A 13,463-nucleotide genomic window follows, 5' to 3' on the forward strand; every position below is an offset into this window, starting at 1 on the left:
GTCATTATCCCGCGACGGCCTTCGTCTTCTTTGAGGCCTTCTTGCCGTCCGCCGTGCCGTCCGCGAGATCCGCCTTCGCGGCCTCCTTGTCGAAGCTCACTGTCCGGGCCTCGGCCACGCCGAATGTTTTCGCTCGTGCGGCCGCATAATCCAGAGCTTCACGTGACGTCAGTGCGACCGGAGACCGGACACCCTGGCGATCGACCACGACCCATGCGCCGTGGCTGGCCGGGTCCGGTGTCAGCAGACAGCCGACGCGCAGGAACCCGTCCAGCGGCTCGGCGGCGGCGACGAGGCACAAGCCGAGGATATAGCGGCGCAGGGCGTCGATTCGATCACCTTCGAGCCGTCGCAAGGCGATCAGATTGATGGTGACATCACGCCAGACGCCACCGCGGGCCACGATGCCGCCCGGCTGGTCGCTCGCCGGCACATGGACGAACCCGCGCTGCGCCAACGGGCTCTTGGTGTTTCCCTCGGCCTTGGCCTTGTCCTCCGCGTCGAAGACATCGAGCGCGGAGTAGTCGAGTGGCGGATTGTACTGAGCCGATCGCTTCAACACGTCGACGTCCCAGGCTCGAATCACGGACTGGATGATTCGTGGCAGCTTGGCGCCCTCGCCGCGGGAGTCCCACGCCCCGAAGACCAGCGAGGTGGGTGCCAGCCTGGCGATGGGCTCGGCATTGCCTCTCTGAAGCGACGCGAACGCCGCCTGAGCCTCGCTGCGCAGTGCCGTGGAACGCACCAACGCATCACCGAGCCGGTGGCCGGCATCGAGCACCGACACGCTCTTGCCGTTGCCGAGAACAACGTCGATCTGCGGCACCAGAGCCGACAGCGGCGGCGTCTTGAACAGCGGCTCCATCCGGTTGGCTTGAGCCCCGACCGAGTCGATGGTGGCAACCTTGGTGCCGTCCGAGAGCGGATCGATGTTGTAACCGACATCCGCATAGGTCGGCGGGAAGATCACGGGGGGCGGCCCTTCCCCGGTGTCCTCGACGGACCGCAGCTTCTGGCGTAGGTGCAGCGCCACCGGCCCGCGCGGATCATCCGCCCAGGTGTCGATCAGCTCGTGCGTCGGCGAGACCGGCTCGGTCATCGGGACATCTCCTCTTCGGCAAACGAGATTGCGCGAGCCTGGCCCTCTTGGCCGGGCCACAGAAGTCTCATCGAGAACCGTCGCGTGCGGAACGGCGCTGTCGCCCCGCCCAGTGCGGCGCGCGCGAACGGCGGCGGCACGACCTCACCGATCACGCCGTAGCGATAATGCAGCTTGTCGATGCGGAGCGGTCGCGCATGGGACAGACCGACAGCGGCGAGAACCTCGACCAGCGGGTAGCCGACGATGGCCATCGAAGGGTGGGCGTTCACCGTGAAGCCCAGCCCGATCGCAACATAGTCTTTCCGTAGATCGAAGCGCAGCGAACTCGATTGCAACGCCGATGCGTTGAACGGATCACTGATCGCCGCCGCGGTGACATCCTCAGGCCAGGCAGCGATCTGCTCGAGCATATCGCGAACGAGCGCCGCACCCGAGTAGCCGGCCATGCCGGCCCAGAACTTCAGGGTGTCACGCGAACTGCCATCAGCCCAGTGATCGACGACGAGACGCTCGGGACTCCCGCCACACGCAAGCATGGCGGGCAATGCACTCGGCGTATCCGGCTCGCGACAAGGGAAGACGCCCGCCTCCAGCTCGATGGTGTCGACGCCCGGCTCCTTTGCACGCAATGGTGAACCAGCCGGAACACAGGCCGACACGGTCGCTTGCCGCAGGAACGAGACGATGGCAGCCACCGGGGCCTTGGACCCGGCAGCAGTGAGCGCAAACCGCGCCAGCGTGTCGGTTTCCTCGTCCCACACGAATCCCCCTTCCGCTGGACCGCACAGGAGGTCGGCGGCCTCGAGGAAACCCAGGCACGCGAAGACCTGGCCCGGATTGAGGAGATCGACCGGAATGATGCTGGTGCCCATCAGGCTCGCTCCACGACGGTTCGCTTCACGGGATCGAGCGGCCGCCCCTTCGTCACATCGAGCCGGCGCGAGGCGCGGTGATCGGCGCCGCGCAGCAGCGCCTCCCACCAGGCGAGCCCCCAGGGTCCCCACCGGCGCTGCATTCGGGCGAAACGAAGCGCCACGTCTCGAGCATGATCGGCGGACACCGACGGCGGCGCCTCGTCGACGACCGCCGCGATCACGGGCCGCGCATTGCCATGATGAGACGCGATCAGATGCAGCACGAGGTCACGCGCCTCCTGCGAAAGAGTTCCGAGCACCGGGTCGCGCTCGGCTGCGAGCAGCGATCCGAACTCGTGACGATAGACGTGGTCCTCGATCTGGAGCAGGCGCCAATCACCGCGCCCCGTGAACTTTGCCAGTGGCTCGTCGCGGCCGGGACGGAAGCTCCGTTGGCCGGCATAACGCTGCCAGCGCACGCACGCCTTGCCGTCGTCGTGCCGGAGCGCCGCGTGCACCAGCACGTCGATCGACGACGGCGACAGGCCCAGGAGCGCGCCGATACGCTGCACCTCCGCCACGATGGCGGCCCGATGGTCCGTCAGCGTCTGCTGGCATGCGCTGATCTCGTTGCTGCGCCCGGGCTCGGCGATCCTCTCGGCGACGACGATCCCGTCGGGCCGGTCCTCGTCGTCGTCGACCAGAACGAGCCGGAACGTCTCTCGCCAGCCCTGCGGCAGCTCGTCGGCGAAGGTGAGCACACGATAGCCGATGTTCTCCATAATCGCTTCGGCACGCGCATCACCGATCCAATCGTTGTCCAGGCATGGCACGATCGTTTCGATGTCGTCGGCGGTCAGAAGACCGCTCTGGTCGAGCCCACCGAGACCCGCCCAGACGACCGCGGTGCCGAACCGTAGGTCGGCACCCAGGTCTTGCCGGCTCCGCTTGGTGAACAGGCACTTTGCCAGATCACCGAGCGTCCAGCCCGAGACCGGCTTTCCGCGCCGATCCAGCACGATCAGCGCCGGCGTGCTCTCGGCGACCAGCGGCGTGTCGGGACCTCGGCGCTCCATGGCCTTGTTCACACGGCTCTCGAGCACGTCCAGGACGACCGCAGTCTCGGCCTCCAGAGTTTCGTGGAGATGCGGTGGCGCCGCGTCGAAGAACGCAGCAGCCGTTTCGGCATCGAAGTCCCTACCGCCACGCCACGGCAGTCGTTCACGCCAGATCACTCGGGTCTGCGGCTCCTCGTCCTCGATCCAGCCGCGAAGCCAGGGCTGGATCTCCGGCCGCCCGGAATGATCATCGAGCGAGGTCATCGACCAGTCGTCGACCAGCGCGCGCGTAAGCGCCGGGTGCAGCGGCTCTGGCGTCGTCGCCGACTCGATCAGGGCGGGCTGTGCGGCCTTCAGCGCCACGAAGGCCGCCGGGCTCGCCTCGTGGCCCGCGCCATCGACATGCGGCAACGCCTCCAACGCTGCGCGCCAGCGAAGAACACGAGCGCTCGCGTCGGCATCGCTCTCCGTCTTGCTGCCCTTCGTCGGCGGCGGCACGACAACATCGATGAATGCGCATCGGCTGTCGCCGCCACGGCGGTTGACGCGGCCGAGCCGCTGGATCATGCGCTCGCAGGCGACGAGATCACAGACCATGTGGTCCGCATCGAGGTCGACGCCGACCTCGCCAGCCGAGGTCGCCACCAAGATCGTCGGCGTCACGGCGGGGCTCCAATCGTCGGCGACGTATCCAGACCGACGCAAGGCTTCGGCGAGTTCGGCGCGCTCGTGACCACGGCGGGCGCCCGTCATGAGCAGAATCGCGAGGCCGTTCTTCTCTTTCGCCTCGTACTTTCGGAGATTGGTCGCCACCGCCTGCGCGATCGTCCGGCTGTTGCAGAACACGACGACGCGGGCAGGCCCCTCCTGGAGGCGGGCGATGGCCTTCGTGGCCAGCACCTCTTCGAGCTTCCTTCCAGCCTGAAGATTGTCGAGATTCAGGAGTTTTCGCGCCTCCCGCCGCATCTTCACGACACCATGGGATTCGTCCTCTGGCGCCAGCCGGAAGACATCGCCGCGGCTGCGTCCGGTCGCCGAGAGTGACACCAGTCGCGAAGTCGGCGCCGGCAGTTCGACAGCAGGCTTGAAGGCCGGGTCGCCGACGATCGCACGCAGCAGGGCCTCGAACGCCGGGCACAGATGCGCCTCGTCCAGCACCAGCAGCGTGTCGTGGCCGATGAGCCCGGCATGGAACGGCCGCATGCCGCGGGAGACGCCGTAGCCCGAGAACAGCAGGCGGCTGCCGATCATGTCGACGGTGCCGACGACGATGCCGGGGCGCGCCGGATCGGCCTGCCATTCGCGGTTGTCGGCGTGCTCGCCCCGCAGCGTGCTGATGGCGAGCGGCGTTTCCTCGGGCGCCACGCACAGCGATCGCAGCGCATCGCGCACCGGGCGGGCGGGCGTGTCCGGCGCTGCCGACAGCACGGCCTTGCGCATCCGCTCGGCCGTGTCGGTCGCCTGGTCCACCACGGTCCGGCGGTCGACCACATAGACCAGCCGGCGCGGCAGGCTCGGTCGCCCGGCCGCGGCCTGGGCGGCGAGCGCCAGCAGCCAGATCGCCATCACCGAGGTCTTGCCGAGGCCGGTGGGCAGATCGAGCGCGTCGGGAATGCGGCCCGCGTGGAGTTCGGCGAACAACCGGCGCTGCCACGGCATGGGCGAATGCCCCGTCAGCGCCTCGAACCCGGAGTCGAAGAACAGACCGTCCGTCATCGCGGTCCCATCCCTGCAATCAATCACCGAGGCCGGCCGCGACAAAGACCGCGGCGCGAGCAATGATTAGCACACCCACCGGGCCATCACCCGAAGCGACTACACCATCCACAGACAAGATCGCCCGGGCCGAGCCGACGAGGCGAGACACCGACGTCCCGACGCCCGCCCGCATCGGAGCGGACCCGCGGCACGCGCCGAAATCTCGCGAATCGCGCTACAATCTCACATTCTCGATGGTCTCATAAACAAGATGGTATCAAATACTAGACGGACCAAGTCGTCAAGCTCGGCGGCGGCGGCGCCCCGCGGCGGCCGCGCGGCCGCGCCGGCGCCTGCCCCCGACCTCGCCGCGGGCGGGCCATCGCTGCGCTGGAGCGTCGAGCAGCGGCTGGCCTTCGTGGACGAGCGGCTGTTCTGGCTGGGTGAGGTCAACCGCACCGATCTGGTGCGGCGCTTCGGCATCTCGATGAGCCAGGCATCCGGCGATATCGCACGTTATCTCGCGAGAAATCCGCCCGGGGTCAGCTACGACAAGTCGGCCAAGCGCTACGTCGCGGACGCCGGCTTCGCGCCGGTGCTCGCCGCCCCCGATGCGACGCGACTGCTCGGCGAGCTGCGCCTGGTCGAGCTCGGCAGCATCGTGGTCGAGGATACGATGCTGGGCATCCTGCCGCCCTTCGCCGGGGCACCGTTGCCGGCACGCCCCGTCGACCCTCGCGTGCTGCGTGCCGTGTGGCACGCCATCCGTGATCACCTCGCCCTCTCGGTGAAGTATCAGTCGATGAGCCGGCCGATGGCGACCCGGCGCATCGTCGCGCCGCACGCGCTCGCCCACGACGGCTTCCGCTGGCACGTTCGCGCCCACGACCGCGAGACCGGCACGTTCCGCGACTTCGTCCTCGGTCGCCTCTCAGATCCGGAGCCCGCCGGCGCCGCCGACATGCGGCCCGACGACGACATCGACTGGCACACGATCGTCAAGCTGGTGATCGCGCCGCACCCAGGCCTGACGCCGGCCCAAGCCAAGGCGATCGCGATCGACTACGGCATCAAGGGAAAGACCGCGACGATTCCGGTGCGGCGCGCGCTGCTGTTCTACGCGCTCAAGCGGCTCGGGCTCGACGTGCCACCCGACACGCGGCCGCCGCACGAGCAGCATATCGTGCTGGTCAATCGCGAGGCCGTGCAACGGGCGCTCGCCTGACGGCCTCGACGGCGCGGCGCACGCCGCTGTCCGCAATCACCATTCCGTCAGTTCGCCGGCCGACGCGGGGCCTCTCCGCCCGGACCGCCGGCATCCGGCGAGAGGCCGGCAAGCACGGGGGAGAGGCTGTCGCTCCGGCATTCAGGAGGAGGCATCCACGCCGGAGTCGTCGCGCCGGTCGGCAGAGGATCAGACGCACGCGACACGAGAAGGAAAGCGCGATCACGGTCGGCGTTCCAGTGTCGGGCGACCGACATCGGCGTCGAGCCGCCTGTCATTCGCCGTCGTTCCGATCGTCTGACAGGTGTCGCGCCGACGACGATGACGACGTCGCGACGAGGAACCGGAGAGGACGGCGCGATTCAATAGATTGATGCAAGCGCGACGGCATCGTCGCGACATCGATCGACGGGAGTCGGACATGAACGGACTGCTTCGCCGCTACGCGGCCGCGATCGGGGACGCCGCCGGCCGCACGACATCGCGCAGCACCGCGAGTGATCGCATGAACGGGCTGGTCGGCCTCACGCTCGTCGTGCTGCTCACGGCCGTGACCGCCTCGATGCTCGTCGAGGCCGGCTCTCCGCTGGCGCAGCTGATCTGTTTGCCATTGGCTGCCGTCACGGTCGCGCTCACGGTGCTGATGGTTCTCGAGCTCGGCGCCGCGCTGCGACGTGAGGCTTGAACGGCCTCGGATCGTGAGCCGCCGCCGAACGGCGACCGCTCCCTCTTAGGCCTGCTCGCGGGCGGATCAGTGTGGATCGCCGGGGGCGGCGCTGCGGTCGCCGCTCCATTGCTCGCCGCACCATTGATGGACACATCATGGGTGGACACGCCTTGCGTCGATGCACCCTGGGTGGACGCACCGTTCGTGCGGGCGCTGGAATCGCTCGCCGGCGCGGCGGCCTCCTTGAGAAGCTCGGAGGGCCAGCGCGCCCGTCCAAGCTGGTGGCCGCAGGTGCAGGCGGTGCCGCGCAGGGCTTCGCGATCGACGATCGTGATCACGCCTCGCCGATATCGGATGATGCCGGCCGTCTGGAGACTCTGGGCGATGAGCGTCACCGTGGTGCGCCGGAGCCCCAGCATCTCGGCCGCGACCTCCTGGGTCACCGGGACAACGTCGCTTCTCGTCGCATCGGCCACCCGCGACAGCCAGCGGCTGAACCGAGCATCGGCGCTGTGGACCGCGTTGCAGACCGCACTTTGCTGCGCCTGAGCGAGCAGCCAACCACGACACATCGCCTCGACCCGGCGAAGCTCCTCGTCGATCCTGCCGGCGGCGGCAAACTCGCGCACCGGGACATGAGCCACGATGCCGCCGACCCTCATCACCGCCTGCGCGAACGCCGGCAGCTCGGCGGAGCCGTCTTGAAAGCCGACGGCACCCTCCCGGCCGACATTGCCGACCTCGAGAGCCACCCCGGGCTTGACCGGCACGACGAGGGAAATCATGCCGGAGATCGGAAAGTAGATGCGCTCCGGCCGCTCGCCGCGCTCCCACAGCACATGGCCCTCGCGGTACGGTCGGTCACGCAGCCACGGCGCGAGGCGCGCCCGAGCATCGGCCGACAGAGCCGCCAACACGCCGTTCGCGCATGCGCGCTCGAGCCGAGATGGCACGGGCCCGCCGGACGCGCGAAAGTCGCGCGTGACCATCGGTTCTATCATAACGACATCCTTTCGTGATGGTCACGAGCGCGGCTGTCCAGCATTCGCGATCTGTCTGGCAGGCGCGAGGCCGCCCGAGCGGCTCTGAGCCGTGTGAGGCCATCAGATGATAGCGCCGGAGGTCGAGGAGAGTTCCATCGCGGCCGGAAGCGTGTGTGGGTTGGCCGACTCTGGACGTCTCGCTATCAGGACCGAAGGGCGCGTTCGCGGCGAATACGTCGCGCCGTCCCGGCCGACCTCGGCCCAGCGCCGCCCTTCATATCTCCGCCGCGCTCATGCCCCCGCGGTCACGTCTTCGCCGGGCTCGATCCAGCCAGCAGCGTCGCGACCCAGCGACTGCCGTCGAATTGCGCGCAGACCGTCAAGGCCGCGATCACGATCGGCACGCCGATGAAGGCACCGGGCAGTCCCCAGAGGAAGCTCCACAGAAACACGGCGAGCAACACCACGAACGGCGATACGGAAAGGGCGTTGCCGGCGATCCGCGGCTCGAGATAGCTGCCGACCACGAACTGGATGGCGTTGAACCCGGCGAACAGGGCGAGTGGCGTCTCCCACGATCCGAAATGGGCGACCGCGAACAGGGTCGGGAACACCGTCGCGACGAACGGTCCGATGAACGGGATGTAGTTCAGCGCGAAGGCGATGACGCCCCATTCGACGGCGAGCGGCAGGCCGGCCGCGGCGGCCAGCCCGGCGACGAGCGCTCCCGTGATCAGGCTCATGACAGTGCGCACCAGCATGTAGGTCTGGAGCTTCGCGGCCGTCTCGCGCGCGGCGCGCTCCAGAGCGCCGGCGATCGTCTGGTTCGGCAGGGCCCGCAGCTTCGCGGCGACCAGATCGACCTCGAGGAGGCCCAGGATGGTGAACACCAGGGTGACGATCGCGAAGCTCGATATCGTCTGGAGGCGGGCCGCGACCGCCTGCACGGTGCCGAGCATCCGCCCCGGGGTGAGCAGATCTCCAAACACCCCGGTGACCGCGAAGCCGTGCCCTTCCAGCCACTCGGCGGCCTGCTGATACATCGCCTGGAAGCGCGCCGCATCGGCGATCAGCCAGCGCGCCGCGCGGCTGAACCCCCACGTCATCGCGGTGACGACGGCCGCCAGCACCACGGCGACGACGAGCACCGTGACGACGACGCCGAGGAGCCGCGGAATTCGCCGCTGCAAGGCCGACTGGAGCGGCCACACCAGCGCGATGATGAACAGGGCGAAGACGACGGGGGCGAGCACCGGCCAGGCGACGTGAACCGCGGTCAGCAGCAGAATGGCCGTGGAGAGGCCGAGCAGGGCCAGTTGGCCGCGCCGGCCGATCGGGGGAGACGACATGGGGGCAAGTCCGGGGATGCTTCGCGACGACGTCATGTGGTCGCCCCACGACGGTAGGACGAGCGCACGGCCGAACGCAACTCCACCGGACCGGGCGGAGTTCGAATCCCGTCGAACGGCGAGCCGGCGCCCACTTCGCCGGACAATGCTCTAACGATCTGCCACCGGGAAGAACGCCGCATCCTGCCGGCGCCGCAGCGTCGTCAGCGGCGTCTCGTCGACGAGGTCGAGGTCGTCGACCAGGATCGGCGCGTCGCGCCGCACCGCCCGTGTGAGCTGCCGATCGGCCGCCAGGTAGAACGGCGCCGGAGCGCCGCAGCCGAGCGGCGCCGCCGGGCGCAGCTCCGCCGTCACGCCCGCGACGGTGTGGTGATGTCCTCCCATCGCGAGGCGGGTGCCGGCGGCGAGATCCGTGGTGGCGACCGCGACGAGATCGAGGCGCGGCCAATGGTCGGCGCCGTAGCCGGAGACGCCGTGCAGCGCCGCGTCGAGCACGCTGGTGGCCGCCTCGAGGCCGAGCAAATGGCGCGGCAGCCACACCATCGCGGTGGCGCCGCTGCGGCTCACCACATGGCCCTTCTCCTGGAGCAGCGACCAGCTCGCGCGGTCGGCGCAGCGCACGACGACGAAGACGCCACCCGCGAAGCTCGCCTCGTCGGGCCGCCGCAGGCAGTGGAACACATCGATGCGGCGGCTGCCGGCAAGGAGGCCGCCGTCCTCGCGGCCGGCGAGCAGATCCGGCACTTCGAGCACCCGAGCGACCGGCGCATGGAGATCCGGCCGGTCCGGCGACAGGCCGGTCGCATTGGCCACGATGCCGAGCTCGCACAGGTCCGGCACCGCCCGCAGCGGAAAATCCGCCAGTGCGGCGGCCCGCACCGCGACCAGATCGGCCGCGGAGCGGCCGGCGACGCTCCAGTGATCGGCGAGCGCCGGCACCTGGCGTGCATGGCCGTTGCTGTCCACGCGCCCGGTCCCGAGATCGAAGACGAAGTCGTACTCGCTCGCCTTGCCGGCGGCGACGATGTCGAAGCCGAGCACCTCGGCCCACGACACGAGGCCGATCAGCAGGCTCGGCTGGTCGCCGTCGACGCAGGTGACCACACGGCCCTGCGCGGCCGCCTCGCGCACGAGCCCGGGGCCGACGACGCTGTCGACCTCCTTGGAGACCAGCGCGACATGCTTGCCGGCGGCGATCGCCAGCGCGGCGTGGCGAGCGCCCGGCTCGGGCCGGCCGGTCGCCTCCACGGCGACGTCGAAGGGCAGCTCGGCCACCAGCGCGAAGTCGCCGGCCGCCACGTAATCCCCGGCCGACCAGGCGGCGGCCGCCTCGGCCGCGGTGGCGCACGGCCGGATGCAGCGACGCTCGACCCCCGCCGCCGCGAAGGCGGCCGCGGCCGTCGCGGCATCGACGTCGACCGCGACGCGAGCGCCGAGCAGGCGCATCCGCTGGGCCTGCGCCAGGAAGGTGCGGCCGAAGCCGCCGGTGCCGACCACGCAGCATTCGACCGGGCGCGCCGCGCCCGCATAGAAGGTGTGGAGATTCATGCGTCGGCTCTCACGCTGTCGGTGCGGTTCAGTGGCCGGACCGTGCCGGCACTGCGGCGGGTTGCAGTCGCTCGAACGCCGCAGTGAAGAAATCCTCGGCGCCGAAGTTGCCGGACTTCAGCGCAAGGGCGAGATCGGTGCCGTCGAGCGTACGGGTCCACGGCACGCCGGGGGCGATCTCCGGGCCGATGCGCAGCGCCCGCACGCCGAGCGCCGCGACGACGGCACCGGAGGTCTCGCCGCCGGCCACCACCAGACGGGTGAAGCCGCGCGCCGCGAGATCGCGGGCGACGACGCCGAGCAGCTCCTCGACAATCGAGCCGGCCCGCTCGCGGCCGAGCGCCGCCTGCGCCCGGGCGACATCGTCGGGGTCGGCGCTGGAATAGATCATCACGGCCCGGTCGGCCGGCTGCCGCACCGCCCAGTCCACCACCGCGGAGGCGGCCAGACGTCCCGCCGCGAGATCGAGCGGATCGACCCGGAAGGCCGGCAGGCCCGCCGCGAGCGCCGCCGCCACCTGGCCGCGGGTCGCGGCCGAGCAGGAGCCGGCCAGCACCGCCTGCCGCCCGGCGGGCGCCGGCATGCGCTCCGCCGCATCCGCAGAGGGCGCGAAGCCCCACGCGGCCGGCAACCCCATGGCGACGCCGGAGCCGCCGGTGACGACGGCGAGATCGTGCACCGCCGCCCCGATGGTGCGTAGCTGCGCATCGCTGACCGCGTCGACGACGACGATCCGCTCGCCGGCGGCGCGCGCCCGCGCGAACGCGGCCCGGATCGCCTCGGCGCCCGCCGCGACGATCTCGTACGGAACCAGCCCCACCCGCAGCCGGGTCTGCCGTTGCAGCACCCGCACTAGGTTGGCGTCGCGCATCGGGGTGAGCGGATGGTCCTTCATGCTGCTGTCGCTGAGCAGCAGGTCTCCGACGAACAGATGGCCGCGATAGACGGTGCGGCGGTTGGCCGGGAAGGCCGGACACGCGATCGTCAGATCGCTGCCGGTGACGTCGAGCAGCGCCTCGGCGACGGGGCCGATATTGCCGGCGTCGGTGGAGTCGAAGGTCGAGCAGTACTTGAAGAACAGATGCGCGGCGCCGCGTTCCTTCAGGGCCGCGGCAGCGGCGAGCGACTGGGCCACCGCCTCGGCGGCCGGGATGGTGCGCGACTTGAGCGCCACCACGACGGCGTCGGCGTCGCCGAGATCGAGATCGGGCGCGGGGCAGCCCGTCGTCTGCACCACCCGCATGCCCTCGCGGGCCAGCATCAGCGCGAGATCGGTGGCGCCGGTGAGATCGTCGGCGATGCAGCCGAGGCGGAGAGCGGACGTCATCGGGCGTCTCCCATCGCGACCGCGGCGGCTTCCGCCGCCGGATAAGCAGCCATCCAGCCGAGGCCGTCCTCGGTGCGGCCGCGCGGCTTGTACTCGGCACCGACGAAGCCGTCCCAGCCGGCAGCCTCGAAGGCGGCGAGGATCGCCGGATAGGCGAGCTCGCCTTCGTCGGGCTCGGCCCGGCTCGGTACCGCGGCGATCTGGACGTGACCGACCAGTGGGCGGACGCGCTCGAAGCGGCGGATCACGTCGCCGCCGACGATCTGGACGTGATAGCAGTCGAACATGATCTTCACATTGGCGCGGCCGGTCGCCTGCACGATCGCGGCGGCCTGCTCGACATCGGCGAGAAAGTAACCGGGGGCGTCGCGCGGATTGAGCGGCTCGATCAGAATCGTCTTGCCGGCGGCGGCGGCCTTGTCGGCGGCGGCCGTGAGGTTCGCCACATAGGTCCGCTCGGCCGCTTCGCGCCCATCGGGCGCTACCACGCCGGCCATGCAATGCACGGCGGTGCCGCCGAGCGCCACCGCGTAAGACAGTGCGAGATCGAAGGCGGCGGCGAACTCCGCCTCGCGGCCCGGCACGGCGGCGAGGCCGTTGTCGCCGCGGGCGCGGTCCCCGACCGGCGTGTTGATGCCGAGCATCCGGACGCCTGCGCGGTCGAGCGCCGTCCGCAGGGTGGCGGCCGGCACCTCGTAGGGCCAGTGCATCTCGACCGCCGGAAAGCCGGCAGCGGCCGCGGCGGCGATCCGCTCCCCATGTGAACGATCGGCGAACAGGAAGCCCAGATTGGCGGAGAAGCGGGGCATCGACGGCCCTCTCGTGGGAGATGGGATTGCGGCGGACGTCAGTGATGGTGCGCGGGAGCAGGCGGGACGTCGTCGCCGGCGTCCCCGTCGGCGACCCCGGCGATCGCCGGGTCGAGGCCGAAGTGGTCGACGAGGTCGCGCACCTGCGCGGCATCGAGATGGCGGGGGTCGAGCGTGCGGGTGAGCAGGTGGAGCTTGGCGGTGTCCTCCAGCTCCTCGGTGGCGTAGACGGCGGCCTCGAGGTCGCGGCCGCTGACCACCGGGCCGTGGTTCGACAGCAGCACGGCGCTGTAGCGTCCGGCCAAGCCACGGATGGCGCCGGCCACGGCCGGGTCGCCCGGCCGATAGTAGGGCACGAGCGCGGTGCGGCCGACTCGCATCAGATAATAGGCGGTGAGCGGCGGCAACACGTCGGCCGGATCGAGGCCACGCAGCATCGATACGGCGACCGAGTGGATCGAATGCAAGTGCACGATGGCACCCGCCTCGGTTCGGGTCTCGTACAGGGCCGCATGCAGCGGCAGCTCCTTGGTGGCCTTGTCGCCGGAGAGGAGCCGGCCATCGGCGTCGAGCAGGCTCAGGCGGGCGGGATCGAGCCAGCCGAGCGAGCTGTTGGTCGGAGTGGCGAGCCAGCGACCGTCGCTCAGGCGCGCCGAGATGTTGCCGGACGACCCGGACGTCAGACCGCGCTCGAACAACGATCGTCCGAACCGGCAGATCGCCTCGCGCAGGACCGCTTCCTCGCTCATCGCTCGTCTCCGTGTGACGGGACGGTCGACGCGCATGCGGGACGGCCGCCCTTTCCGCATCCGCCGCCGGCCACCGCTGGCCGCCGACGGCGAC

Annotated in this window: 10 protein-coding genes; 1 reads left to right on the forward strand and 9 read right to left on the reverse strand. The window is 70.3% G+C overall.

The genetic code is table 11. The annotated features are described in order from the left end of the window. Positions 1-4: 4 nt before the first annotated feature. The 3 genes from cas7u to cas3u are packed head-to-tail and all read right to left on the reverse strand — an operon-like array spanning position 5 to position 4,730. Positions 5-1,099 (reverse strand): type I-U CRISPR-associated RAMP protein Csb1/Cas7u, encoded by a 1,095-nt coding sequence (gene cas7u, locus ACFQUV_RS02165; protein ID WP_129607238.1) that lies wholly within the window; start codon positions 1,097-1,099, stop codon positions 5-7. Next, positions 1,096-1,974, reverse strand: coding sequence for a type I-U CRISPR-associated protein Cas8c (cas8c, locus tag ACFQUV_RS02170; protein WP_129607239.1), 879 nt, complete (start codon positions 1,972-1,974; stop codon positions 1,096-1,098). Before cas8c ends, cas7u begins: the two co-directional genes overlap by 4 nt. Beyond that, on the reverse strand, positions 1,974-4,730 hold the full coding sequence (cas3u, locus tag ACFQUV_RS02175) for a type I-U CRISPR-associated helicase/endonuclease Cas3 (RefSeq protein ID WP_129607240.1): 2,757 nt from the start codon (positions 4,728-4,730) through the stop codon (positions 1,974-1,976). The genes cas8c and cas3u overlap by 1 nt, the downstream gene beginning before the upstream one ends. A gap of 253 nt (positions 4,731-4,983) precedes the next feature. Between cas3u and ACFQUV_RS02180 the strand changes: the two genes are divergently transcribed. Next, positions 4,984-5,937 (forward strand): WYL domain-containing protein, encoded by a 954-nt coding sequence (locus ACFQUV_RS02180; RefSeq protein ID WP_129607241.1) that lies wholly within the window; start codon positions 4,984-4,986, stop codon positions 5,935-5,937. Positions 5,938-6,378: 441 nt separating this feature from the next. Here the strand turns inward: ACFQUV_RS02180 and ACFQUV_RS02185 are convergent, their stop codons facing one another. The 6 genes from ACFQUV_RS02185 to otnC all read right to left on the reverse strand — a co-directional run bounded on the left by ACFQUV_RS02185 (position 6,379) and on the right by otnC (position 13,369). Then, complete coding sequence (locus ACFQUV_RS02185; protein WP_165363735.1) at positions 6,379-7,593, reverse strand: Crp/Fnr family transcriptional regulator; 1,215 nt, start codon at positions 7,591-7,593, stop codon at positions 6,379-6,381. A gap of 299 nt (positions 7,594-7,892) precedes the next feature. After that, positions 7,893-8,936: an AI-2E family transporter gene (locus ACFQUV_RS02190; RefSeq protein WP_244601414.1), complete on the reverse strand. Its 1,044-nt coding sequence runs from the start codon at positions 8,934-8,936 to the stop codon at positions 7,893-7,895. A gap of 150 nt (positions 8,937-9,086) precedes the next feature. Continuing rightward, positions 9,087-10,484: a flagellar biosynthesis protein FlgA gene (locus ACFQUV_RS02195; RefSeq protein ID WP_129607244.1), complete on the reverse strand. Its 1,398-nt coding sequence runs from the start codon at positions 10,482-10,484 to the stop codon at positions 9,087-9,089. A 28-nt stretch (positions 10,485-10,512) separates the two neighbouring features. Continuing rightward, the gene (otnK, locus tag ACFQUV_RS02200; RefSeq protein ID WP_129607245.1) at positions 10,513-11,811 is read right to left on the reverse strand and encodes a 3-oxo-tetronate kinase; all 1,299 of its coding nucleotides are present in this window, start codon (positions 11,809-11,811) and stop codon (positions 10,513-10,515) included. Further along, a complete protein-coding gene (locus ACFQUV_RS02205) occupies positions 11,808-12,620 on the reverse strand; it encodes a hydroxypyruvate isomerase family protein (RefSeq protein ID WP_129607246.1) in 813 nt (270 codons plus the stop codon). The genes otnK and ACFQUV_RS02205 overlap by 4 nt, the downstream gene beginning before the upstream one ends. Before the next feature lie 38 nt (positions 12,621-12,658). Further along, a complete protein-coding gene (gene otnC / locus ACFQUV_RS02210) occupies positions 12,659-13,369 on the reverse strand; it encodes a 3-oxo-tetronate 4-phosphate decarboxylase (protein ID WP_129607247.1) in 711 nt (236 codons plus the stop codon). Between the last annotated feature and the right edge of the window lie 94 nt (positions 13,370-13,463).

The sequence above is a fragment of the Rhodoplanes sp. P11 genome (assembly GCF_964266735.1).
GTDB classification, from domain to species: Bacteria; Pseudomonadota; Alphaproteobacteria; order Rhizobiales; family Xanthobacteraceae; genus Rhodoplanes; species Rhodoplanes serenus.

Excerpts from the sequence above, each read along its gene's own strand:
- otnC (WP_129607247.1), bottom strand. The coding sequence starts at position 13,369 with ATGAGCGAGGAAGCGGTCCTGCGCGAGGCGATCTGCCGGTTCGGACGA.
- cas8c (WP_129607239.1), bottom strand. The coding sequence starts at position 1,974 with ATGGGCACCAGCATCATTCCGGTCGATCTCCTCAATCCGGGCCAGGTC.
- ACFQUV_RS02195 (WP_129607244.1), bottom strand. The coding sequence starts at position 10,484 with ATGAATCTCCACACCTTCTATGCGGGCGCGGCGCGCCCGGTCGAATGC.
- ACFQUV_RS02180 (WP_129607241.1), top strand. The coding sequence starts at position 4,984 with ATGGTATCAAATACTAGACGGACCAAGTCGTCAAGCTCGGCGGCGGCG.
- cas3u (WP_129607240.1), bottom strand. The coding sequence starts at position 4,730 with ATGACGGACGGTCTGTTCTTCGACTCCGGGTTCGAGGCGCTGACGGGG.
- cas7u (WP_129607238.1), bottom strand. The coding sequence starts at position 1,099 with ATGACCGAGCCGGTCTCGCCGACGCACGAGCTGATCGACACCTGGGCG.
- ACFQUV_RS02190 (WP_244601414.1), bottom strand. The coding sequence starts at position 8,936 with ATGTCGTCTCCCCCGATCGGCCGGCGCGGCCAACTGGCCCTGCTCGGC.
- otnK (WP_129607245.1), bottom strand. The coding sequence starts at position 11,811 with ATGACGTCCGCTCTCCGCCTCGGCTGCATCGCCGACGATCTCACCGGC.
- ACFQUV_RS02205 (WP_129607246.1), bottom strand. The coding sequence starts at position 12,620 with ATGCCCCGCTTCTCCGCCAATCTGGGCTTCCTGTTCGCCGATCGTTCA.
- ACFQUV_RS02185 (WP_165363735.1), bottom strand. The coding sequence starts at position 7,593 with ATGGTCACGCGCGACTTTCGCGCGTCCGGCGGGCCCGTGCCATCTCGG.